Origin of the sequence: Streptomyces sp. NPDC102259, assembly GCF_044766465.1 — a bacterium.
Taxonomy (GTDB): Bacteria; Actinomycetota; Actinomycetes; order Streptomycetales; family Streptomycetaceae; genus Streptomyces.
Map to the genome: position 1 here is coordinate 317,946 of NZ_JBIWMA010000002.1, position 21,917 is coordinate 339,862.

The 21,917-nt window shown below is 72.7% G+C and carries 20 protein-coding genes and 1 pseudogene; 7 read left to right on the forward strand and 14 right to left on the reverse strand.

Annotated features, from left to right (window positions below; translation table 11 throughout):
- Positions 1-119 precede the first annotated feature (119 nt).
- Genes ACIRPU_RS06025 through ACIRPU_RS06050 form a run of 6 tightly spaced genes read left to right on the forward strand, consistent with a single transcriptional unit; the run spans position 120 to position 6,172 of the window.
- Positions 120-1,178 (forward strand): fumarylacetoacetate hydrolase family protein, encoded by a 1,059-nt coding sequence (locus ACIRPU_RS06025; protein ID WP_403862261.1) that lies wholly within the window; start codon positions 120-122, stop codon positions 1,176-1,178.
- Positions 1,175-2,137, forward strand: coding sequence for a cyclase family protein (locus ACIRPU_RS06030; protein ID WP_403862264.1), 963 nt, complete (start codon positions 1,175-1,177; stop codon positions 2,135-2,137). The genes ACIRPU_RS06025 and ACIRPU_RS06030 overlap by 4 nt, the downstream gene beginning before the upstream one ends.
- Positions 2,138-2,160: 23 nt before the next feature.
- Positions 2,161-3,291, forward strand: coding sequence for an FAD-dependent oxidoreductase (locus tag ACIRPU_RS06035; RefSeq protein WP_403862267.1), 1,131 nt, complete (start codon positions 2,161-2,163; stop codon positions 3,289-3,291).
- The gene (locus ACIRPU_RS06040) at positions 3,288-4,295 is read left to right on the forward strand and encodes an amidohydrolase family protein (protein ID WP_403862270.1); all 1,008 of its coding nucleotides are present in this window, start codon (positions 3,288-3,290) and stop codon (positions 4,293-4,295) included. Before ACIRPU_RS06035 ends, ACIRPU_RS06040 begins: the two co-directional genes overlap by 4 nt.
- 4 nt (positions 4,296-4,299) lie before the next feature.
- On the forward strand, positions 4,300-5,232 hold the full coding sequence (locus tag ACIRPU_RS06045; protein ID WP_403862273.1) for a VOC family protein: 933 nt from the start codon (positions 4,300-4,302) through the stop codon (positions 5,230-5,232).
- 10 nt (positions 5,233-5,242) lie between these two features.
- The gene (locus ACIRPU_RS06050) at positions 5,243-6,172 is read left to right on the forward strand and encodes a fumarylacetoacetate hydrolase family protein (RefSeq protein WP_403862275.1); all 930 of its coding nucleotides are present in this window, start codon (positions 5,243-5,245) and stop codon (positions 6,170-6,172) included.
- Between the two features lie 139 nt (positions 6,173-6,311).
- Here the strand turns inward: ACIRPU_RS06050 and ACIRPU_RS06055 are convergent, their stop codons facing one another.
- Both ACIRPU_RS06055 and ACIRPU_RS06060 read right to left on the reverse strand, forming a co-directional pair.
- A complete protein-coding gene (locus ACIRPU_RS06055; protein ID WP_403862279.1) occupies positions 6,312-6,683 on the reverse strand; it encodes a MerR family transcriptional regulator in 372 nt (123 codons plus the stop codon).
- Between the two features lie 53 nt (positions 6,684-6,736).
- On the reverse strand, positions 6,737-7,771 hold the full coding sequence (locus tag ACIRPU_RS06060; RefSeq protein ID WP_403862282.1) for an MDR family NADP-dependent oxidoreductase: 1,035 nt from the start codon (positions 7,769-7,771) through the stop codon (positions 6,737-6,739).
- Positions 7,772-8,239: 468 nt separating this feature from the next.
- Between ACIRPU_RS06060 and ACIRPU_RS06065 the strand changes: the two genes are divergently transcribed.
- Positions 8,240-8,932, forward strand: a complete 693-nt coding sequence (locus ACIRPU_RS06065) for a phosphatase PAP2 family protein (RefSeq protein WP_403862285.1) — start codon at positions 8,240-8,242, stop codon at positions 8,930-8,932.
- A 36-nt stretch (positions 8,933-8,968) separates the two neighbouring features.
- On the opposite strand, the gene ACIRPU_RS06070 is transcribed toward ACIRPU_RS06065, so the two are convergent.
- The 12 genes and pseudogenes from ACIRPU_RS06070 to ACIRPU_RS06125 all read right to left on the reverse strand — a co-directional run bounded on the left by ACIRPU_RS06070 (position 8,969) and on the right by ACIRPU_RS06125 (position 21,917).
- Positions 8,969-10,303: a glutamate-1-semialdehyde 2,1-aminomutase gene (locus ACIRPU_RS06070; RefSeq protein WP_403862288.1), complete on the reverse strand. Its 1,335-nt coding sequence runs from the start codon at positions 10,301-10,303 to the stop codon at positions 8,969-8,971.
- A 15-nt stretch (positions 10,304-10,318) separates the two neighbouring features.
- Positions 10,319-10,864 (reverse strand): dTDP-4-dehydrorhamnose 3,5-epimerase, encoded by a 546-nt coding sequence (gene rfbC / locus ACIRPU_RS06075; RefSeq protein WP_403862292.1) that lies wholly within the window; start codon positions 10,862-10,864, stop codon positions 10,319-10,321.
- A 26-nt stretch (positions 10,865-10,890) separates the two neighbouring features.
- Entirely contained in the window at positions 10,891-12,141 is a 1,251-nt protein-coding gene (locus ACIRPU_RS06080) for a polysaccharide pyruvyl transferase family protein (RefSeq protein ID WP_403862295.1), read from the reverse strand.
- Positions 12,138-13,085 carry a glycosyltransferase family 2 protein gene (locus ACIRPU_RS06085; RefSeq protein WP_403862298.1) on the reverse strand — a complete coding sequence of 316 codons (948 nt, stop codon included), beginning with the start codon at positions 13,083-13,085 and terminating at the stop codon, positions 12,138-12,140. Before ACIRPU_RS06085 ends, ACIRPU_RS06080 begins: the two co-directional genes overlap by 4 nt.
- Positions 13,082-14,371, reverse strand: coding sequence for a hypothetical protein (locus ACIRPU_RS06090; protein ID WP_403863542.1), 1,290 nt, complete (start codon positions 14,369-14,371; stop codon positions 13,082-13,084). The genes ACIRPU_RS06085 and ACIRPU_RS06090 overlap by 4 nt, the downstream gene beginning before the upstream one ends.
- 5 nt (positions 14,372-14,376) lie before the next feature.
- The gene (locus ACIRPU_RS06095) at positions 14,377-15,660 is read right to left on the reverse strand and encodes a DUF4910 domain-containing protein (RefSeq protein ID WP_403862301.1); all 1,284 of its coding nucleotides are present in this window, start codon (positions 15,658-15,660) and stop codon (positions 14,377-14,379) included.
- The gene (locus ACIRPU_RS06100) at positions 15,648-16,673 is read right to left on the reverse strand and encodes an NAD-dependent epimerase/dehydratase family protein (RefSeq protein WP_403862304.1); all 1,026 of its coding nucleotides are present in this window, start codon (positions 16,671-16,673) and stop codon (positions 15,648-15,650) included. The genes ACIRPU_RS06095 and ACIRPU_RS06100 overlap by 13 nt, the downstream gene beginning before the upstream one ends.
- Before the next feature lie 3 nt (positions 16,674-16,676).
- On the reverse strand, positions 16,677-17,327 hold the full coding sequence (locus ACIRPU_RS06105) for a PIG-L deacetylase family protein (RefSeq protein WP_403862307.1): 651 nt from the start codon (positions 17,325-17,327) through the stop codon (positions 16,677-16,679).
- Positions 17,324-18,154: a glucose-1-phosphate cytidylyltransferase gene (locus ACIRPU_RS06110; RefSeq protein ID WP_403862310.1), complete on the reverse strand. Its 831-nt coding sequence runs from the start codon at positions 18,152-18,154 to the stop codon at positions 17,324-17,326. The genes ACIRPU_RS06105 and ACIRPU_RS06110 overlap by 4 nt, the downstream gene beginning before the upstream one ends.
- The gene (locus ACIRPU_RS06115) at positions 18,151-19,386 is read right to left on the reverse strand and encodes a class I SAM-dependent methyltransferase (protein ID WP_403862313.1); all 1,236 of its coding nucleotides are present in this window, start codon (positions 19,384-19,386) and stop codon (positions 18,151-18,153) included. Before ACIRPU_RS06115 ends, ACIRPU_RS06110 begins: the two co-directional genes overlap by 4 nt.
- A pseudogene (locus tag ACIRPU_RS06120) lies at positions 19,383-20,625 on the reverse strand (glycosyltransferase family 4 protein). Before ACIRPU_RS06120 ends, ACIRPU_RS06115 begins: the two are co-directional and overlap by 4 nt.
- Positions 20,626-20,627: 2 nt before the next feature.
- On the reverse strand, positions 20,628-21,917 hold the full coding sequence (locus ACIRPU_RS06125; RefSeq protein WP_403862316.1) for an O-antigen ligase domain-containing protein: 1,290 nt from the start codon (positions 21,915-21,917) through the stop codon (positions 20,628-20,630).

Genomic DNA, 21,917 nt, shown 5'->3' on the forward strand with positions numbered 1-21,917 from the left:
CCACACCGAGGGCCGCCCTCAGGCGGCGTTATTCACACGATGGATGATCGATATCCAAAGAATCGATTTCCCAGATTACGGGAGGGGGGCCAGATTGGTCGCATCGCCATCAGGAGGACATGTCAGTGAAACCCGCAGCCCCTTCCGCGTCCTTCTCCGGACCTTTCGCCCTCGGCACCCTTTCCGCCCCTGACCAGGAACCTTTCCCCGGTCTCGTGCTCCCCGAGGGGCGGGTCCTGGACCTTCGCACCGTCTTCGGCGACCCCGCCCTGACGACCCGGCGGCTCTTCGAGCGCTGGGACGAGGCGCTGCCGCGCCTGAGCGCCCTCGCGGCGGACGGCGCCATCGCCACCACCGATGCCAGGGACGCCACCGACACCGTCGAAGCCACCGCCACCACCGCCGCCTGGCGGTCGCTCGACGGGCTGAGGGTGCACGCCCCGGTCGAGCCCCGCCAGGTCTTCCAGTCCGGCGCCAACTACCGGCAGCACGTGATCGACCTGGAGGTCGCCCAGCGCGCGCCCGACGATCCGCGCACGCCGGAAGCGGCCCGGGCGGAGATCGCCGACATCATGGACCGGCGGGCGGCGGAGGACCTGCCGTACGTGTTCATCGGTCTGCCGAGCGCGATCACCGGGCCCTACGACGATGTCGTCCTGCCCTCCTGGGCCGAACAGCCCGACTGGGAGCTGGAGTTGGCGGTCGTCGTCGGTCGACCGGCCTACCGGGTGTCCGTGTCGGAGGCCCTGGCGCACGTCGCCGGGTACACGATCGCCAACGACCTCACCGACCGCGCCACCGTCTTCCGCCGGGACATGAAGGCCATCGGCACCGACTGGCTGCGCAGCAAGAACGCCCCCGGTTTCACCCCGCTCGGCCCCTGGATCGTGCCGACCACGTCGGTCGCCGACCCGGGCGATCTGCGGGTCACCCTGAAGCTGAACGGCGAGACCATGCAGGACGAGTCCACCAAGGACATGCTCTTCGGCATCGCCCGACTGGTGTCCTACGCCTCTCAGACCGCCCGACTCCTGCCCGGGGACCTGGTGTTGACCGGCAGCCCGGCCGGCAACGGCATGCACTGGGGACGGCTGCTGCGGGACGGCGACGTCATGGACGGCTCGATCACCGGACTCGGCGCCCAGCGCACCCGCTGTATCGCGGAGGCGACGTCGTGAGCCTGGACCCGCACGACCCCGAGAGCGCCATCGCCGAAGCAGCCAAGTCCTACTCCAACTGGGGTCGTTGGGGTGAGGCCGATGTGCTGGGCACCCTGAACTTCCTCGACGAGGCGAAGCGCCGCGAAGGCGCCGCGCTGGTCCGCCGGGGAGTCAGTTTCTCGCTCGCGCAGTCCTTCGACATGAACGGCCCGCAGAAGGGCTGGCGGCGGCGCACCAACCCGGTGCACACCATGCTCGACACCGGTACCGACGCCGCCCTCGGCAACCAGGGATTCCCGCACGGCATCGGCGGCGCCGACGACGTGATCGCGATGCCGCTCCAGTGCTCCACCCAGTGGGACGGGCTCGGCCACATCTTCGACCACGGCAAGGCCTGGAACGGCCGGCCGGCCGAGCGGGTCGTCACCTCGGACGGCGACCTGGTCACCGGCATCGAGCACATGGCGCCGTACGTCGCGGGACGCGGGGTCCTCCTGGACGTAGGCCAGGTCATCGGACAGGAAGGTGAGTTGCCCGACGGATTCGCCATCACCGAGGAGCACCTGACCGCGACCGCCGACGCGCACGGCGTGGCGGTCGGCCGCGGTGACATCGTCGTCGTGCGGACCGGCCGGCTGGCCCGGGCCCGGCGCGAGGGCTGGGGCGACTACGCGGGCGGCGACTCGCCCGGCCTGTCGTTCACCACGGCCGGCTGGCTGCACCGCACCGAGATCGCCGCCGTCGCCACCGACACCTGGGGCTTCGAGGTACGGCCGAACGAGTTCGACGCGGCCTTCCAGCCCCTGCACCAGGTCGCCATCCCCAACATGGGCCTGCTCATCGGGGAGATGTGGGATCTCGACGGGCTCGCCGCCGACTGCGCGGCCGACGGCCGGTACGCGTTCTGGCTCACCGCCGCACCCCTGCCCATCACCGGAGCCGTCGGCTCACCCGTCAACCCGGTCGCGGTCAAGTAGCCCGCGTGACAAGGGAGCTTCCCATGACCACACCCCGCACGGTCCTCGTCATCGGCGGCGGCGCCGCAGGCAACGCCGTCACCGTCCTGCTGCGCCGCGCAGGCGTCACCGTGGACCTGATCGAGGCCAGGCCCGACTGGAACGCCACGACCGGCTCCGGCATCACCCTCCAGGGCAACGCGCTGCGCGTGCTGCGCGAACTCGGCGTCCGGGACCAGGTCGAATCCGCCGGCTGGGCCTTCGGCTCGCTGGGCGTCATCGCCCCCGACGGCACCCTCCTCCACGAGGCCGAGGACCTGCGGACCGGCGGCGACGACCTGCCCGCCACCCTGGGCATGCAGCGGCCCCGGTTGCAGCAGATCCTCATCGACGCCGTCCGCGCCAGTGGCGCGGGGGTCCGCCTGGGCACCACCGCCGAGACCCTGGACCAGGACGCCGAGGGCGTCTCGGTGCGTTTCAGCGACGGCGCCCACGGCCGCTACGACCTGGTCATCGCCGCCGACGGGCTCAACTCCGCGACCCGGGCCGCCATCGGCATCACCGCGAAACCCGAGCCGACCGGCATGGCCATCTGGCGCACCACCGCCCCACGTCCCCCGGGCCTGGTGCGCACCGATCTCGCGTACGGCGGCCCGGCGTACATCGCGGGCTACTGTCCGACCGGCGAGCACACCCTCTACGCCTACGTCGTCGAGGCCTGCCGCGACCGGGCCACCATCGACCCGGCCGACCACGCCGACGAGATGCGCCGGCTCACACGGGGATACGGCGGTCACTGGGCCGAGATCACCCCGCACATCACGGACCCGGCGAAGGTCAACTACACCTGGTTCGACCGGCTGCTGGTCGAGGGCTCCTGGCACCGCGGCCGGGTCGTGCTGGTCGGCGACGCCGCGCACTGCTGTCCGCCCACCCTCGCGCAGGGCGCGGCCATGTCCCTGGAGGACGCCTCCGTTCTCGTGGAACTCCTCACCGGCGGCCGGGACTGGGACGACGACCTGCTCCAGCGGTACTACGAGCGCCGCATCCCCCGGGTGCGGGCCGTCGTCGAGGCGTCCGTGCGGCTCGGACGGTGGCAGCTGGACGGCGTCCGCGACGCCGACGTCCCGGGCCTGATCGGCCGGACGATGACGATGCTCAAGGAACTGCCGTGACCGTTCACCCGTCGCCGACCGTCGACGTGCACGCCCACGTCCTGCTCCCCGAGGTCGAGGCCCTCGTCGCGGGCCTCCCCGGTCTGACCGCGGCCAGGGAGCTGGACGCCCGGCGCAACGGCCCCGCCTCGCTGGCCGTCAGCGGTCCCATGGTCCGTGAGCGCGTCCCGCGGCTCACCGACGTCACCGTGCGGCTCGCCGCCATGGACGCGCAGGGCGTCGATGTGCAGCTGGTCAGTCCGTCGCCCTCGCACTACCACTACTGGGCGGACGAGGAGAGCGCCGAGAAGGTGTACCGGCTCGCGAACGAGGCGACGGCCGCGCACTGCGCCCGGGCGCCCCACCGGCTGAAGGGGCTCGGCCTCGTTCCGCTCCAGCACCCGGACCTGGCCGTCCGCGCCCTCGAACATGCTCTGGAACAGGGCCTGTCGGGGGTCGAGATCTCCTCGCACGCCCCGGGTCGGGAGCTGTCCGACCCGGCGTACGAGCCCTTCTGGGCACGGGCCGAGGAGCGGGGCGCGATCCTCTTCCTGCACCCCTTCGGCTGCACGCTCGACGAGCGCCTGGACCGCTGGTACCTGTCCAACACCGTGGGCCAGCCCACCGAGAACGCCGTCGCGCTCTCCCACCTCGTCTTCTCCGGGGTACTGGACCGGCACCCCGGGCTGAAGCTGATCGCCGCGCACGGCGGCGGTTACCTGCCCACCCACATCGGCCGCTCCGACCACGCCTGGTCGGCGCGCGCCGACGCCGGAGCCGGCTGCGCCCACCCGCCCAGCAGCTACCTCAGGCGGCTCTACTTCGACTCCCTCGTCCACGACCCGCACGTCCTACGGGAGTTGGTCCGCGCCGTCGGCGCCGACCGCGTACTCCTCGGCTCGGACTTCCCCTTCGACATGGGCACCGAGGACCCCGTCGGCGCGCTCCGCGCGGCCCGGCTCCCCGACGCCGACTTCCACGCCGTACGAGGCGGCAACGCCGCCGCCCTCCTCCGGAAGGACTGACCCCATGCGTCTGCTCACCCACCTGCGGCACGTCGACCTCGCCGTGCCCGACTACGACAGGCAGCTCGACTTCTACGCCGGCGTCTGGGGCCTGACCAAGGTCGCCGAGGACTCCGGGATCTCCTTCCTGGCCGCCGAGGGCAGCCCCGAGAGTTACGTCGTCCGGCTGCGCAAGGCCGACGAGAAGCGCCTCGACCTGGTCTCCTACGGCGCCGCGAGCGCGGCGGACGTGGACACCCTCGCCGAGCGCCTCCTCGCCGGGGGCGTCCGGCTGGTCTCGCGGCCGGGCAAGGTCGAGACCCCCGGCGGCGGCTACGGCTTCCGCTTCTTCGACGTCGACGGCCGCACCGTCGAGGTCTCGGCGGACGTCGAGGTACGGCGGCACCGCAGGATCGAGGAGAAGGAGGCCATCCCGGTCAAGCTCTCGCACGTCGTCCTCAACTCCCCCGACCTGAACGTCACCCGGGAGTGGTACGAGCGCCACCTGGGCTTCCGGCTCTCCGACACCCTCATGCACCCGCGCATGGGCGAGGCCATGCACTTCATGCGGATCAGCAACCAGCACCACTCCATGGCGATCGCCAAGGGCCCGCACACCTCGCTGCACCACGTCTCCTTCGAGATGCGCGGTATCGACGAGTACCTGCGCGGCTCCGGCCGGGTGATCCGCTCGGGGGCCCGCAAGCTCTGGGGCCCGGGCCGGCACACGGCCGGCGACAACACCTTCACCTACTTCCTGGACCCGCAGGGCAACACGGTCGAGTACACGACGGAGCTGGAACTGCTGGACGAGGACACCTGGCACCCGCACGTCTACGACTTCTCCCGGCCCGAGATCGCCGACCAGTGGGGCACCGCCAACCCCATGAACGAACTCGTCGCCAAGGAGTCCTTCAACGACGTCGACCGCGGTGTGTTCGTCGCCCCGCCGGTGTGAGGAGCGACGCATGCGCATAGCCACCTACCTCCACGCGGGCCGCCGCCGCTGCGGGATCGTCGAGGACACCGTCGTACGCCACCTGCCGGACGGCGTCTCGCCGCTGGAGGCGGCCCTCGGGGCGCGCCCCGAGCAACCGGCCGTCCCGCTCGCCGACGTCCGGCTGCTGGCCCCTCTGGAGCCGGCGACGCTCCGGGACTTCGTCACCTTCGAGGAGCACGTCGAGGGCGTACGGCGCTCCATCGACGGCTCCGGCGGGGTACCGGAGGCCTGGTACGACGCGCCGACGTTCTACTTCACCAACCCCTACGCGGTGATCGGGCCGTACGACGACGTGCCCGTGCCCCCCGGCTCCCAGGCCCTCGACTTCGAACTCGAGGTCGCCGCCGTGATCGGGCGCGAGGGCCGGGACCTCACCCCGGAGCAGGCCCGCGACCACATCATCGGCTACACGATCCTCAACGACTGGTCGGCCCGGGACCTCCAGTCCCGTGAGATGCAGGTCCGCCTCGGCCCGTGCAAGGGCAAGGACACGGCCGCCACCCTCGGGCCGTACCTGGTCACCTCGGACGAGCTGGAGCCGTACCGGGACGCCGACGGCTTCCTGCGCCTGGCGCTGACCGCCTCCGTGAACGGCGAGGTCGTCGGCGAGGATCTGCTGTCCAACATGAGCTGGACCTTCGAGGAGATGGTCGCCTACGCCTCGCGGGGCGCCGTCGTCCGCCCCGGCGACGTGCTCGGCTCGGGCACCTGCGGCAACGGAGGCTGCCTGGCCGAACTGTGGGGGGTGCGCGCAGAGCAGTCGCCGCCGCCGCTGAAGCCCGGCGACACGGTCACGCTCACCGTCGAGGGCATCGGCACGGTGTCCAACACGGTGGTGACGGGCGCCGACCCGGTGCCGATCCCCGCCGCCCGCCGCCGAACCCGGGAGCGGCCGTGACCGAGCCGCGTCGGGGGAGACCCCAAGGCAGGGGCGTGGTCGTCACCGGCGCGGGGCGCGGGGCGGGGCGCGGCCGGGGCGCCGTCGAGGCGTTCCCGGCGGCGGCCTCGGTGAGCCGTTCACCTCGCGAGACGTGTCGTCAGGGACGTTCGTAGGCGAGCAGGGCCAGCCCGGCGCGCAGCCGGCTCAGGCGGTCGATCTCGGCGTCGAGGGCCGCGATCCTGCGGTCGACGACCCCGGCGCCGGGCCCGCCGGAGTCGGGGGGCCCGCATCGCCGCCGGGGATCCGCCACCAGCAGGCCGATCCGGTCGGCGAAACCGCGCAGGTCCTCGACGGTGAGCCCGAGCGCCAGCAGCTCACGGATGACGCGGACTCTCGCCACCTCGTCCGGCCCGTACTCACGTTGCCCGGTGGCGGTGCGCCGCGGTGGTGGCAGCAGGCCCCGCTCCTCGTAGAACCGCAGTGCCCGCGGGGTGGTCCCCGCGGCTGCCGCCGCGTCTCCGATCCGCATGTCCGAACCTCGCGCCCTCGGTCCCGGTCGCCGCGACCGCGCGCGACGACGCCTCACGTCGGCGGCAACTCCACGACCACGGTCCCGAAGTGGCGCCCCTCGAACAGTTCCTGCAACGCCCGCGGCGCGTCATCCATGCCCGGGATCCGTACGTGCGGGAAGGCGATCTCGCCGGCGCGCAGCCAGACCCCGAAGCGCCTGGTCCATTCCTCCGCCACCTCGGGATGGTCCTGGCCGCTGTAACCGTGCAGCGAGATGCCCTGGTTGACGAGCCGGAAGGTGTCGATCTCCGCGGGCGCGCTGCCCCCGTCCCGGCCCGCCGACAACTGTCCCGACAGTGCGCCGACCAGCGCGAACCGGGCACCCCGGCGGCCGGCGCGGACAGCCGCGGCCAGTTGGTCACCGCCGACGTTGTCGAGCAGCACGTCGATGCCGTCCGGCGCCGCCGCGGCCAGTTGCCCGTCGATCGGCCGGGTCCCGGCGACCACGACCGCGTCGTAGCCCAGTTCGGCCCGCAGCCGCTCGGCCTTGTCCGGCGACCGGGTGCTCCCGATGACCCGCCCCGCGCCCAGCAGCCGCGCGACGGGCCCCGCCAGCGTCCCCACGGATCCCGCCGCGCCGGTGACGAACACGGTGTCCCCGGGGCGGACTTGGACGAGCCGGGTCAGTGCTCCGTAGGCGGCCGACCCGGACGACAGATGGGCCACCGGGTCGGGCAGCGCATCGCCCAGCGGAGCGCAGTCGGCCGCCGCCACCAGCGCGTGCTCACGCCAGCCGAGCAGATGCGTGACCGTGTCCCCCGGACGCAACGGGCCACCGGGCCCGGCCGCGACCACCTCACCGACCGCGGGACCGAACAGCGCGTCACCGACGTGGACGCGGGGCAGCGGTACGCCGTCGGCCTGGCCGCCGATCAGCGTGCGCAGGCCGGGGAACACGAGGAAGTACCGGTTGCGGACGACGACTTGTCCCGGACCGGGGACGGGCACCGCCTTCCGCGAGAGCGTGAAGTGCTCGGGCCCCGGCAGCCCGCCGGGTAGCTCGGTCAGCAGGATCTCGCGGGTCGTGGCGGGCAGGACAGCGGCCATGTCGGGACTCCTCAACGGGTTCGAGGGGGTGAGCGCGTGGACGCCGACAGCCGGACCGGCCCCGCTGTCGGCGCGCAGACGCTAACCCCTGACGTACGCGTCAAGGGCAAGACCTGCTGCTCAGCGACAGGATCGGCGCCGACGAGCCCGAACGGCCGCCGCTGGCCGACGAGTTCGCGAACGAGCGCGGCGACCTGCGCCACCCCGATCCGAGCGCACTCCGGCGCGCGTTCAGCCGCGGCCGATGTCGTGCGTGTTCATGGCGGCCGCCGGATGAGCCCCGAAAGCTGCCACGTCCCTCCTCGATGGTGTCGCGGGTGGGGCAGTGCCATGGCATTGTTGGGCAGAGTGGCGAACAGCACCTGATTCGGGGGTCGTTGGCCAAGGCGATGAACAGGCCGAGGGGGAGGTGCGTCGCATCTGCCGGACACGGCGAAGCACCGTAGGCCGACCTGACGCGGTGGGCGGGTGACCCGCCGGTCGGCGCCCGCGGTGGTGCCCCCGTCGTTGCGCGCGTGGCTCGGGCTGATCGCGGCCCTCGCCGCGCTGGTGGTCGTCGTGCTCGGGGTCCTGTTCGCCGACGACAGCGAGCCCGGCACGGTGGACGCGCGGATCGGATCGGCGCTGTACGGGGTCGGGCCGCCGTGGCGGCACATCGCCCTGGCCACGGACTTCTTGGGGGAGCCCGGGGGAGCGGCGCCGCTCGTCATCGCCATCATGGCGGTCTGCCTGCTGCTTCGCAGTCCTCGCGCGGCGGTGCTCGTCGTCGCCGGCGTCGGTCTGACCGTGGGGACGGCGACGCTGCTCAAGTCCGTGGTGGGGCGCACCATCCACGGCGAGAACCTGTCCTACCCGAGCGGGCACACCGCCTTCGCCACCGCGCTCGCCCTCGTGGTGGCGCTGCTCGCGACCGGCCGGCTCGGCCTCGGCAGGACGGCCGGCACGTGGCTCGTGCTCGCCGCGGCGCTGGCTGCCGGTGCCGCCATGGGCTGGGCGCAGGTCGCCCTGGGCGCGCACTACCCGACCGACGTCCTCGGCGGCTGGTGCACCGCGCTGGCCGTGATGCCGGCGACCGGGTGGCTGGTCGACCGGACGGCCGATCGGATGACCGACCGGCCTGTCGATCGAATGGCCGACGCCGGTCGGCGGCAGCGTCGCTGACGTCACGTCATGGCAGGCGCGTCATGTCACGTCATGTCACGCCAGGCGGCGGAACACGGGCTTCACGGGTCGTCCGGCCAGCCAGGGGGTGGGGTCGGCGGCGTCCAGTGCCCTGCGGTACACCGCACATGCCTGGGCCACCACGTCGACGGTGTGATCGATGTCGGCGTCGTCGAGCGCGCTGCTCACCACGAACGACGGGGCCAGCACCCCGCCCGCGAGGAGCCGGCGCAGGAACAGGGTGCGGTACCGCTGCGACGGCTGCCGGTTCTCGTCGAGGGTGGCGAAGACCAGGTTGCTGGCCCGGCCCCGGACGACGAGGTGGTCGCCGACGCCCATGGTGTCCGCGGCCTCGCGGACACCGGCGGCCAGCCGCTCGCCGAGGGCGTGCAGCCGCGCCGTGACGCCCTCCTCGGCGTAGATGGTCTGCACGGCCATCGCGGCCGCGAGGGAGTGCGTTTCCGCCCCGTGCGTGGTGGACAGCAGGAACACCCGGTCGCCGGAGTGACGCAGCCCGCCCCGCTCCATCAGGTCGCGGCGCCCGGCCAGCGCGGAGACGGCGAACCCGTTGCCCAGCGCCTTGCCGAACGTGGAGAGGTCGGGGACGACGCCGTACAGGCCCTGGGCGCCCGCCTCCGACCAGCGGAAGCCGGTGATCATCTCATCGAAGACCAGTACGCAGCCGTGCCGGTGGGCCAGCTCGCGCAGGCCGGCAAGGTACCCGGGCGGCGGCTCGGTGTGGCCGGCGGGCTCGAGGATCAGACAGGCGATCTCGTCCTGGTACCGGGTGAGCAGCTCCTCCGTGGCGGCCAGGTCGCCGTAGGGGAACGCCACGGTCAGCTCGTTGGTCGCCGCCGGAATGCCGGCGGACATCGGTGTGGTGCCGATGAACCAGTCGTCGACGGAGAAGAACGGATGGTCGCCGCAGATGGCCACCCGCGGACGCCCGGTGACGGCGCGGGCGAGGCGCACCGCGGCGGTGGTGGCGTCGGAGCCGTTCTTCGCGAACTTCACCATCTCGGCGGTCGGCACGGTGGCCAGGAAACGTTCCGCGGCCTCGACCTCCACGATGGACGGCCGGACGAAGTTGCCGCCGCGGTCGAGTTCCCGCCGCACCGCCTCGAGCACGCGGGGGTGGGCGTGGCCGAGGCTGACCGACCGCAGGCCGGAGCCGTACTCGATGTAGCGGTTGCCGTCGATGTCCCACACATGGGCACCGCGGCCGTGGCTGATGACCGGGGCCAGGTTCTCGGGGTACTGGTCGTCGCCCTTGGCGTAGGTGTGCGCGCCCCCGGGGATCATGGCGTGCAGCCGCTCGTTCGCCATCCGCGACCGGGGCAGGAGGAGTTCCGCGGTGTCTACTGTGTCCACACCGACCTCAACTTTCTATTGTTGCTTCAGGACCTCGGCGAGGCTTGGCGCCTCTCGGTCCCGTTGGGACATCGATGTGGCCGGCAGCGGCCAGGGAATGGCGAGTTCCGGGTCGTCGAAGGCGATCGTCACGTCCTCGGCCGGATCGTGCGGGCGGTCGATCCGGTACGAGACGTCGGCGGTCTCGGTCAGCGCCTGGAAGCCGTGCGCGCACCCCGCCGGGATGTACAGCGTCACCTGCGTCTCGTCGGACAGCTCGAAGAAGCCCAGGCCGCGGTAGGTCGGCGAGTCCGCCCGCAGGTCCGCGACGACGTCGAAGATCCTCCCGTACGAGCACCGCACCAGCTTGGCCTCGCCGGCGCCGGAGCGCAGGTGCAGGCCGCGCAGCACGCCCCGGACCGAGCGGGACAGGCTGTCCTGGACGAAGGCGTTCGGGTCGAGGCCCACCGAGCGGACCACGTCGGCGTCGAAGGTGCGGCAGAAGAAGCCGCGCTCGTCGGCGTACGGCGTCGGCTCGAACAGGTAGGCGCCGGCGATCGCCGGGACTTCGGTCGCCTTCATTCCGGTCGCTTTCGTTCCGGTCGCTTTCACGGAGTCTCCCGCAGGGTGTGGGCGTGGGGGTGGTCGGTCGCCGGGAACAGGGCCGCGGTCAAGGCGGTGAACTGGTCCTGGAGGCGCCGGGCGGCGACTTGGTTCCGCTCCGTGAGGGTCCGCCGCAGCTCCTCCGCTCTCTGCTCCAGCTCCCGGAACTGCTCGAGCAGCCGGTCGGCGTCGACCTCGCGTGCCGGGTGGCAGTACGCGCCCAGCCCCATCTGAGCCATGAGCGCGTCGCTCTTCGCCGCGTAGCTGACCGCGAGCGTCGGCGTGCCGACCTTCAGCGCGCAGATCAGGTTGTGGTAGCGGGCCGCCACCACGGCGTCGGCAGCAGCCATCTCCTTCATCAGGTCGGCCAGCGAGGACACGTCGGCGGCGGTGACCAGCGGCGAGTCCACCGCGTCGAGGATCGCGGCGACCACCGGCACGTCGACCCCGTCGCCGGTGAGCAGCCGGACCGGCCTGCCGTCCTCGGCCAGCGCGCGGACGAAGCGGGTCGTCCCGTCGAGATAGCGCCGGTGGATCTCCTCGGCCCGGGCGCGGTCGTCGTCGCCGCCGTGGAAGGCCATGACGCCGACGCAGACCGGGCCCGGCGGGCGCGGCGTCTGTTCCGAGGGCGCGCTCGCCGGCGGCGTCGGCAGGGCGAACGCGAGGTCCGGGTGGACCTCGTCGCGCGCGGTGTCCACGCCCATCGCCCGCATCGCGTCACGGGACGGGGCGTCCCGGTACGACCGGTAGGCGGCCAGCCGCGCCGACCAGCGCACCAGCGTCCGGGTGGCCCGGTTGCCGATCGCGGCGGCGCCGACGCCGACCAGGGCGACCCGGGTGCCGAACAGCCGGCCGCTCGCGCAGAGCAGGAACAGCGAGTACGGGAAGCCCCACGGCCGCAGCGGCAGCGTGGCCTCCAGGACGCCCATGCCCGGCACGATCACGATGTCGTGCCGGCGCACCCAGGCGGCGGTGCGGAAGACGTCGACCAGTTTGCCCAGGCCCTTGCCCGCGACCGCGCCCGCGCGCGACGCGGTCCGGTACTCCCCGCGGTACCAGTGCAGCCGCGTCGCGGGGATCCCGTACCGGGCCGAGACGACCTCGGGTCCACCGCACAGCGCGTCCACGACCGCCTTCGGGTGCTCGGCGCGGAGGTAGCCGAGCACGGCCTCGAGCGACCCGTCGTTGCCGAGGTTGCCGGAGCCGAGCAGGCCGAACACCCCGACGCGCACCGGAGTCTCGTGCGCCGGGGTCATGCCTGCCTCCCCTCACGGCCGGCGACCAGGGCGTCGACGGAGACGGTGAGCTTGGCCGGATCGACCGGGGCGCGGTCCTCGACCCGTTCGCCGGAGCCCGGCCGGACCCGGCTGGTCGCCCACGCGGCCAGGTGGCGGAAGCAGGCGCGCCGGTCGGCCGGGGACAACGGCGCCCGCCGGATCGCCGAGACGAAGCCCCAGACGTACTCGGCGAGCAGCCGGGGCGTCGGGTGCAGCGGGCCCGCCCGGCGCGGGTCCAGGTTGACGCACCGGGAACGCTTGCTCGGGTTCGCCCGCTCGGCCCGGGTGGGGTGGTCGCGGCGGAAGTACAGCAGCTCCGGCACCTGGTGGAAGCGCCCGTGCAGGGTGATCTCGGCGACGTACGTGCGATCCGCGTGGTGGTAGCTGTCCATCGGCTTCATCCGGCGCAGCACGTCGGCCCGCATCACCCCGTAGAAGTCGTCGCCACCGGGCTCGAAGAGCAGGCTGCGGAAGCGTTCCGGCGCGTGCGGCGAGTCGGTGGTGAGCGTGTAGTCGTAGGGGACCGTCACCCGGCCGGCGCCGTCGATGACCGCCTGGCCGGTGTGCGCGAGGATCACGTCCGGCCGCTCGTCCAGCGCCTCCACGCAGCGCCGCAGCAGGTCCCGGCCGTACAGGTCGTCGTGCGAGGCCCACTTGAACAGCTCGCCGCGGGACTCGGCGAGGACATGGTTGTGGTTCGGCGTGGCGCCGATGTTCCGGGGCAGCCGCAGGTACCGGATGCGCGAGTCCTTGGCCGCGTACCGGCGGCAGATGTCCTCGGTCCCGTCGGTCGAGGCGTTGTCGGAGACGACCAGCTCGAAGTCCTCGTACGTCTGGCCGAGCAGGGCGTCGAACGACTCGGCCAGGTACTCCTCGCCGTTGTACACGGGCAGGCCGATGCTCAGCCTGGGTCGGTCGGTCATGAGGTCCTCACTTCGGGAACGGATTCGTGGTGCCGCTCGCGCAGGGCGGCGCGCAGTTGCAGCCACCACACGGCCGAGCCGCTGACGGTCGCGGCGGCGGCGCCCCAGGCCGAGCCGACCGTGCCGGCCAGGACCGCCCCGCCGAGTCCGCCGCTGACGTAGCAGGCGGAGGCGAACAGTTGGGAGCGCAGGCTGCGCCGGGCCGCGCCGAGCGCGCGCAGCCCGGCCGCCGCGCCGGTGCCCAGGCCCGCCCCCGCGACGCCGAGGGTGATCGGCAGGATGAGCTGCGCGGCGGAGTGCCAGACGTCGCCGAGCGCGAGTTCGCCGAGCCGGTCCGGCATCAGCAGCAGCGCCCCGCCCCAGAGCAGCGCGGCGGCGGCCTGCCCGCCGCCGAGGAGGAGGCAGAATCTGCCCAGTTGACGCGGGGCCTGCCGCAGCACCCGTGCCGCCTCCGGGACGGTGACCAGGGACAGCCCCATCAGCAGGGCGAGGAACGGGCCCATCAGGAGCTCGGCGCCCCGCACCGCGCCCACCGCGCCGACGCCGACGAGCGCGCCGAGCCCGTACGCCCGCAGCTGGCTCGCGCCGCTGAGGCTGACGTTCTCGACCAGGTACCGGTAGCCGAGGTCGCGCTGCTCGCGAAGCCACCCGCGCGCGCCGGTCATGCGGGGCCGGATGCCGGACTGGAGGCAGCCGTACGCGGCGGCGACCGCGGCGGACGCGCCCCAGGCGAGCACGAAAGCGGCCACGCTGCCCACGTGGGCCGCCACGACCATGGCCGGGACGAGCGCGACGCCCCACACCAGGTCGTTGACGAACGCCTTCCGCCCGGCGCCGGCGGCGAAGAACGAGAACCGCCAGGCGTCCTGCAGCAGCAGCCCGGGCAGCATGACGCCGAGGCAGGCGAACGCGGGCCCCACACGGCCGCCGAGAGCGAGGCCGACCACCAGACACGCCGCGCCGAGGACGGCGCCGACGCCGAGCGCGGTGCCCGACGACCGGGCCACCGCCCCGCGCCAGGACGCGTCCGACGCGCCGCTGAAGCGCACCACGAGCGGATCGGTGGCCAGCCCGCGGGAGACGTTGAGCACGACGCCGTAGGTCACCCAGGCCAGGCTGAACACGCCGAACGCGGTCACCCCCAGCGAGCGGGCCACGTAGATGCCCACCGCGAAGTTGGACATGCTGGAGGCCGCCTGGTCGGCCAGCCCCCAGGACAGTCGGCCGAGGAGGGCCCGCTTGGCGGATCCGGCCGGCGCTGTCGTCTTCTCCCCCTCGGTGGTCATCCGCGTCATGCCTTGATCAGCTCGGCGCCTCGCAGGGCGTCGGCGGCGGCGGCGACGGTGTCGAACGGCAGCCCGGACCGCTCGGCGACGTCCAGCAGACTGTGCTCGCCGTCGGAGAGGCTGAGCACCCAGAGCATGGCCATCTGGGCCTGCTTGGCGTCGCTGCGGCCGCCGAGCGAGTCGTACAACCCCCGGCGGCCCAGCTGCGGTTCGCCGTAGGGACTGAGGTTGACGTACCGCCGGTTGCGGTCGAGCACGGCGAACGCCTCACCGCACAGGGCGAGGGTGTCCGCCATCGCCTCCGGGGAGACGAAGTCCGGATTGTCCGCCGAGGTGTGGTACTCGGGGTAGCCGGCGTACGGGGTCCGGCTGAGCGAGCCCACGCCGAGATCGAACCCGGGCGAGCAGAACTGCCGCTCGTCGTAGCCGTACGGAGTGAACTCGGTGATGTGGTGCGGGCGTTCGGAGGCGGCCAGCACATGGCGCAGCACCCGGTCGATCTCCGCGTCGCCGCGCCTGCTCTGCTTGTACGTCAGCCGGCCCGGGTCGCCGGCGCAGGCCAGCACCAGGCCGTGCTTGACCCGGTCCACCCGCTCGGCGTTGCGGGCCAGCCAGGTGATCGCCCCGATGGTGCCGGGCGCGAAGAGGAACCGGTAGGTGTAGTACGGCGTCCGCTCCGCCAGCGTTCGGGCCAGGAACGTCGCCACCGCGATGCCGGCCAGGTTGTCGTTGGCCAGCGACGGGTGGCAGGTGTGGCAGGAGACGATCACCTCGTCGGCGACCTGCCCCGGGACCACGTGCTCGGCGTAGGTGAGGTGGCCGTCGGCGAGCGTGGAGTCGACGCACACCTCGTACTCGCCGTCCGGCAGCGCGTCCAAGGTGTCCTGGGCCAGGCAGAACCCCCATTCCGGCTGGTAGTAGCTGGTGCGGTACGGCACCCAGGCCGGGTGGTCCGGCAGGGTGTGCAGGTGCGCGCGGAGCTCGGTCAGCGGCATGGTCGCCGACACCGGCACGCTGTAGCCGAGCACGTGCAGGCTGGACGCGGCGAAGTCGACGACCCGGCGGCCGGTGGCGTCGGCGATGTACGCGTCCCGGATGTTCCACTCCTGCGGCACCGTCCAGTCGAGCACCTGCGTCCCGGTCGGCACCTCGTGCACCTGGAGCGGCAGGTACTCGCCGACGATCTCCAGGGTGGCGCGCACCCCGTCGCCGGTGATGCTCCGGCACAGCGGGTACAGCCGCTCCACCAGTGCGTGCATCTCTTCGCCGGCCGCGGTCATCGGCGCCACCGCAGGGTGTCGTCGACGGCGCCGGCGTCGCGCCCCGCGCGCAGCACGGCCAGCCGGGTGAAGCGTCGTTCGAAGTCCTCCCGGGTCAGCCCGTGTTCCCGGTAGGCGTCGGCGAGTTCGAGCGCGCCCCGCTTCACCGTCCACTCGCAGTCGAAGCCGGGCACCGCGGCGCGGAACCGGGAGAAGTCCACCCGGTACGACCGCGGATCGGCGCCGTTCTCCCCGGTGATCACCACCTTCGAGCCGGACACCGCCTCGGCGACCTGCTCGGCGATCTCGGCGACCGTGACGTTGTTGATCTCGCTGCCGATGTTGAACGCCCGGTCGTGCACCGCTTCCCGCGGCGCGGTCAGCGCGGCCGCGAAGGCCCGTGCGATGTCGGCGGCGTGCACCAGCGGGCGCCAGGGGGTGCCGTCGGAGAGCACCAGGACCTCGCCGGACAGAAGTGCGTGGCCCACCAGGTTGTTCAGCACGATGTCGGCGCGCAGCCTGGGGGAGTAGCCGAAGGCGGTGGCGTTGCGCAGGAACACCGGGCTGAAGTCGCCGTCGGAGAGCGCGTGCAGGTCGTCCTCCACCCGCACCTTCGACTCCGCGTACGGCGTCACCGGGCGCAGCGGGGCGTCCTCGGCCACCAGGTCGTCGCCGCCGGCGGCGCCGTAGACGGAGCAGGTCGACGCGTACAGGAAGCGCCGCACTCCGGCGTCGCGGGCCAGCCGGGCCAGCCGCACGGACGCGTGGTGGTTGATGTCGTAGGTGAGATCCGGCGCCAGCGCGCCCAGCGGGTCGTTGGACAGCGCGGCCAGGTGGATCACGGCGTCCACCCCGGCCACGTGTTCGGCCGTGACGTCGCGCAGGTCGACCCGATGCCCCTGCGGGTCCGCGGGCGGCGGGCCGAGCACGCAGTCGGCGAACAGGCCGGAGTCCAGCCCGACGACCTCGTGCCCGGCGGCCGTGAGCACCGGGGCCATCACGGTGCCCAGATAGCCCTGGTGTCCGGTCAGCAGTACGCGCAAGGTTCATTCCCCCAGGTCGAGAGTGAGTTTGGTGACGGCGAACGCCTCGGCGTAGCGCGCGTGGCATTCGATCCCGCGGATCCGGGCGAGGCCGAGGAAGGCCTCCCGGTCGTACCAGGGCCGGTGCCGCTGCGAGGGGTAGTGCTCCTGCAGCAGCCGCACCTTCTGTTCGGCGATCTCCGGCGAGAGCGGCTGGTACGCCGCCGGACGGCCGAGATCGCCGTCCCACTTGACGATCTCGTAGCCGAGCACGAGGTGGTCGCGGTACGCGGTGGTCATCAGCTTCGCCAGGCCGCGGTGATCCTGGTGCGCGTCGTCGGTACGCGGGGCCAGCACGAGATCCGGCTCGGTCCGCGCGCGCAGCTCCTCGACCGCGGCCTTGGCCTCCTCCCAGTGCGCGGGCATCCGGCCGTCCGGCAGCTTGTGCACCGTCAGCCGCAGGTCGGCGCCGGGGCAGAAGGCGGCGAGCGCGGCCTGCTCCTCCTGCTCCCGCTCGCTGCCACCGCCGGAGAGCACCAGCACGTCGACGCGGATGCCCGGCCGCGCGAGGCACAGCGTCAGCAGCGTGCCGCCGGCGCCGATGGCGATGTCGTCGCAGTGCGCGCCCACCGCGACGATCCGGTCCAAGGGGCGCCCGGCCCCGAGTCGGATCACGCGTTTGCCCCGGAGCCGTTTCGGCCGCCGGCCGCGCTCGCCAGCGCGCCGCCGTCCCGTTCCCACACGGCCCAGGGGCGCTCGCCCCGGGCATAGGCGTCGTCGAGCGCGGCGCGCTCCTTCACGGTGTCGGTCGGTTTCCAGAAACCGCGGTGCTGGTGCGCCACCAACCGTCCTCGCTTGGCCAGTTGGGCGCATCCGTCGGCGACCAGGTCCCCGTTCTCCGGGATGTGGTCGAAGATCTCCTGGCGGAGCACGAAGTAGCCGCCGTTCTCCCACAGCGGCAGTTCGCTCACCGCGGTGATGCCCCCCACCAGGCCGTCCTCGCCCAACTCCACGCAGTGGAACGACGACTGCGGCGGCACCACCATCATCGAGGCACCGGCGTCGCGCCGGGCGAACCGGTCGATCATCTCCGGCAGCGGGGCGTCGGTGAGGACGTCGGCGTAGTTGGCGAGGAACATCTCGTCGCCGTCCAGGTGGTGGCGCACCCGGCGCAGCCGCTCCCCGATCGGCGACTCGATGCCGGTCTGCACGAACGTGATCGTCCAGTCCGAGATGTCGGTGGACAGCAGCTCGGTCCGTCCGCCCCGCAGCACGAAGTCGTTGGACGTCGTCTCCTCGTAGCTGAGGAAGAAGTCCTTGATGTGGTGAGCCCCGTACCCGAGGCACAGGATGAACTCCGTGTGCCCGAAGTGCGCGTAGTAGCGCATGACGTGCCAGATCAGCGGCCGCGGGCCGACCATCGCCATCGGCTTGGGCACGTCGTCGGAGGCGCCGTTGCGCATCCGCATCCCGTAACCGCCGCAGAACAGAACGACCTTCATCGCTTGACCTCGACAATGCTCAGTTCCGGGATGGGGAAGACCAGTCGGCCGCCCCAGTCGTGCACGAAGGACAGCTGCTCGACCAGTTCGGCCCGCAGGTTCCACGGGAGGACGAGCACGTAGTCCGGTTTGTCGGCGGCTATCCGCTCGGGCGGCAGGATCGGGATGCGGGTGCCCGGGGTGAACCTGCCGTGCTTGTAGGGGTTGCGGTCGACCGTGTACGGGAGCAGGTCGGGCCGGATGCCGCAGTGGTTGAGCAGGGTGTTGCCCTTGCCGGGGGCGCCGTAGCCGACGACCGTCTCGCCGCGCTCGGCCGCCTCGATGAGGAACCGCAGCAGGTCCCGGCGCACCTTGGCCACCCGGGCGGAGAACTCGGTGTACCCGGACAGCTCCCGCAGCCCGGCGGCCTTCTCCCGGTCCAGCACGTCGGTCACCCGCCGGGACGGCTCACCGGCCACCTCGGCCGGCCGGGCCCACAGCCGGATGGAGCCGCCGTGCGTGGGCAGCAACTCGACGTCCACGAGCGTGAGTCCGCCGCTCGCCAGCGCCCGGGTCGCGGAGGCGACCGTGTAGTACTGGAAGTGCTCGTGGTAGATCGTGTCGTACTGGTTCTCCTCGATCAGGGTCAGCAGGTGCTGCACCTCGATGGAGACCCAGCCGTCGTCGGCGACCAGGGCGCGCAGTCCCCGGGTGAACCCGACGACGTCGGGGATGTGCGCGTACACGTTGTTGGCCACGACCAGGTCCGCCGGGCCGTGCTCGGCGCGGACGGCCGCGCCGGTGTCCGGGTCGAGGAACTCCGTGAGCGTGGGCACACCCGCGTCCCGCGCGGCGGCGCCGACGTTCACCGACGGCTCGATGCCGTGGCAGCGGATCCCGCGGTCCACCACATGCCTGAGCAGGTACCCGTCGTTGCTCGCGACCTCGACCACGAAGGCGTCGGTGCCGAGACCCAACCGCTCAGCGGCGTCGGCGACGAACGTGCGCGCGTGCTCCACCCAGGAGGTCGAGTAGGAGGAGAAGTACGCGTACTCCTTGAACGTCTCCTCCGGCGTGATCAGCGGTGGGATCTGCGCGAGCCAGCACTCGGTGCAGACCCGCAGGTGCAGCGGGTACGCCGGCTCCGGCCGGTCCAGTTGCTCCGTGGCGAGAAAGCTCTCGCACGGCGGGGTCGCCCCCAGATCGACGACGCTCGCCAGCGTCGCCGAGCCGCAGAGTCGGCATCGTGTCATCTACTGTCCCCATCCCCCCTGCTCGCGGTGGGTGTCCCCACCGCGAGTCAGTGCTGACCGACCCGCGATCGCGGTGCGGTACTCCTCCAGCAGGCGCTCCAGGCCGACGGCCGGGCTGAATCCCTGCTCGTAACGGTGCCGGGCCGCCCGGCCCATCTCCCGGTTGCGGTCCGGGTCCGCCGCGATCCGGCGGATGCCGGACGCGAGCGAGGCGGCCTCGCCCGGCCGGTGCAGCAGCCCGGTGACGCCGTCCTCGACGAGTTCGACGAAGGCGCCGTGACCGGCGGCGACGGTCGGCACCCCGGCCGCCATCGCCTCCACGACCACCAGGCCGAACGCCTCCAGCCAGGTCGAGGGCGCGACCACGGCGACGGACCGCGCGATGGCCTTCCGGCACTCCGCCGGGTCCAGCAGGCCGACGTAGCGCACGTCGTCCCGGCCGGCCGCCCAGGCGGTGACCTCCTTCTCCAGCGGCCCGGTGCCGGCGATCACCAGCGGGACGCCCACACCTCCGCTCGCCGCGACCTCGTCCCACGCGGCCATCAGCAGCCGTACACCCTTGGCCTCGGCGAGCCGGCCGAGGTAGAGCAGCTGCTCGCCTCCGCCCTCCCGGCGAATGTCGGGCTCCGGCACGAAGTTGTGCTTCACCGCCAGCCGCTCGGCCGGCATGCCGGCCCGTTCCAGGACGTCGCGCTGCGCCCCGGAGATGCAGAAGAACCGCTCCACGCCGGACCACCACCGCCGCCGGTTGACCGACAGGCTGACCGCGAGCGGCACCGTCGCCAGCCGGGAGCCGCGGTAGCAGCCGTGCCGGACGGCGGGCAGCGGTGCGGTCCCGACGCACTCGGTGCACGGCCGGCCGTCCCGCTGCAGCGTGCCGGGCGGGCAGACCTGGGTGTAGTTGTGCAGCGTGGCGACGGCGGGCACGCCGGCGTCGGCGCAGGCGGCCAGCACCGCCGGCGACAGCAGCGGGAAGACGTTGTGGACGTGCACCACGTCCGGCCGCTCGGCGCGCAGCCGGGCGGCGAGCTCCGCGCGCACCGCCGGGTTCCACGGCACCAGGAGCGGTACCGCGACCTTGCCCGGCAGGGACCGGGCGGCGATGTCGTCGCTGCGCCGCTCGAACACGTCGACCCGGTGGCCGGCTTCGCGCAGCAGCGCCACCTCCTGGTCGACGACCTTGTTCTCCCCGCTCGGCTGCGCCGAGGCGTAGCGGTTGTGCACCACGAGGACGTGCACGGTCAGGTCACCTCCGATCTCTGGGCCCATCGCGGGATGCCTCGTCGAGGGACTGTGGGCGTCGGCAGCGGAGTGGCCGTGGCGGGTGCCGCCAGCAGTGCGGCGGCCAGGGCCAGATGCAGCAGATACGGCGAGGCGTCGCCGAGCCCGGCCTCGGTGTACGACGCGATCGCGCAGTAGCTGATCAGGAAGATCGCGCAGGCCCTCTGCAGCGACGGTGGCCGCAGCAGCGCGACGCCGCCCAGCACGATGATGATCACCGCGACGAGGATGACGCCGATCAGACCCTGCTCGTTGTAGACGGCCAGCCAGCTGTTGTCGATCGGCAGTCCGCCGTACGACTTGTCGCCCAGGCCCAGGCCGAACAGCTTCTCCGAGGTCGACCGGGGCGCGGCCAGCAGGGCGTTCCAGACCTTGGCCCGTCCGGTGAGACTGGAGAAGTTCTCCTGGCTCTGTCCGCGCAGGAACCACGTCTGCAGCGCGGAGGCGAAGCCCACCGCGGCCACCACGGAGCAGAGCACCGCCCAGGTGAAGAACCGGCGGGCCGCGGCGCTGGTCAGGACGAGCGAGCCGATCGCCAGCGACAGCCCGAGAAGCAGGCCGAGCGTCGCCGTCCGGGTGTGGGTCAGCGCGAGCAGCACCAACGACGGCACGATGACCAGCACCGCGCTGGTCCGGTCGGTCCGCTTGCCGATGACGAGCAGCACCGTGAGCCCGGTGATCACCGCCGCGTACTGCCCGATCTGCGGCGGGGTGAGTGGCCACAGCGCACCGACCAGGCGCCCGCCGTACAGGTCGGGCAGGGCCTTGCCCGGTGAGACGAGCAGGCCGACGGCCACCGATCCGAGCACCGCGAAGTACGCCCGGATGTGGTGGCGGACGAACGTCAGGCTGCCGTCCCACCAGCGGCTGAGCAGCCACAGTGTGCCGACGAAGAGAGTCAGCCGGAAGCAGCGGAACAGCGCGCCCATCCCGGACTCCAGGCTCGCGCTGGAGATCACGCTCGACACCAGCAGCAGGCTCAGCAGCAGCACGTAGGCGCTGGACCGGATGCGCAGCCGCTGGTTGACCGCGAGCGCCAGCGCGAACGCGGCGACCAGCGAGCCCATGGTGACCATCTGGATGAGGGAGCGGGGCAGCGGGACGATGGTCTTCGCCCCGGCGGAACCGAGCGTGTTGAGGACCAGCAGCCCCCAGACGATCCCGACGATCCTCGGTGTGCCGGCGGGGCGCGGATCGGCGCCGGGCAGTGTCCCCGCCGTGTCCGGTCCGCGTGTCAGTTTCTCACCCAT

What these genes read in the sequence shown, in the direction of transcription:
- ACIRPU_RS06125 (WP_403862316.1), bottom strand. Translation starts at nt 21,917, where the DNA reads ATGGGTGAGAAACTGACACGCGGACCGGACACGGCGGGGACACTGCCC.
- rfbC (WP_403862292.1), bottom strand. Translation starts at nt 10,864, where the DNA reads ATGAAGGCGACCGAAGTCCCGGCGATCGCCGGCGCCTACCTGTTCGAG.
- ACIRPU_RS06080 (WP_403862295.1), bottom strand. Translation starts at nt 12,141, where the DNA reads ATGACCCCGGCGCACGAGACTCCGGTGCGCGTCGGGGTGTTCGGCCTG.
- ACIRPU_RS06035 (WP_403862267.1), top strand. Translation starts at nt 2,161, where the DNA reads ATGACCACACCCCGCACGGTCCTCGTCATCGGCGGCGGCGCCGCAGGC.
- ACIRPU_RS06050 (WP_403862275.1), top strand. Translation starts at nt 5,243, where the DNA reads ATGCGCATAGCCACCTACCTCCACGCGGGCCGCCGCCGCTGCGGGATC.
- ACIRPU_RS06060 (WP_403862282.1), bottom strand. Translation starts at nt 7,771, where the DNA reads ATGGCCGCTGTCCTGCCCGCCACGACCCGCGAGATCCTGCTGACCGAG.
- ACIRPU_RS06025 (WP_403862261.1), top strand. Translation starts at nt 120, where the DNA reads ATGTCAGTGAAACCCGCAGCCCCTTCCGCGTCCTTCTCCGGACCTTTC.
- ACIRPU_RS06110 (WP_403862310.1), bottom strand. Translation starts at nt 18,154, where the DNA reads ATGAAGGTCGTTCTGTTCTGCGGCGGTTACGGGATGCGGATGCGCAAC.
- ACIRPU_RS06090 (WP_403863542.1), bottom strand. Translation starts at nt 14,371, where the DNA reads ATGACCACCGAGGGGGAGAAGACGACAGCGCCGGCCGGATCCGCCAAG.
- ACIRPU_RS06085 (WP_403862298.1), bottom strand. Translation starts at nt 13,085, where the DNA reads ATGACCGACCGACCCAGGCTGAGCATCGGCCTGCCCGTGTACAACGGC.
- ACIRPU_RS06055 (WP_403862279.1), bottom strand. Translation starts at nt 6,683, where the DNA reads ATGCGGATCGGAGACGCGGCGGCAGCCGCGGGGACCACCCCGCGGGCA.
- ACIRPU_RS06045 (WP_403862273.1), top strand. Translation starts at nt 4,300, where the DNA reads ATGCGTCTGCTCACCCACCTGCGGCACGTCGACCTCGCCGTGCCCGAC.
- ACIRPU_RS06115 (WP_403862313.1), bottom strand. Translation starts at nt 19,386, where the DNA reads ATGACACGATGCCGACTCTGCGGCTCGGCGACGCTGGCGAGCGTCGTC.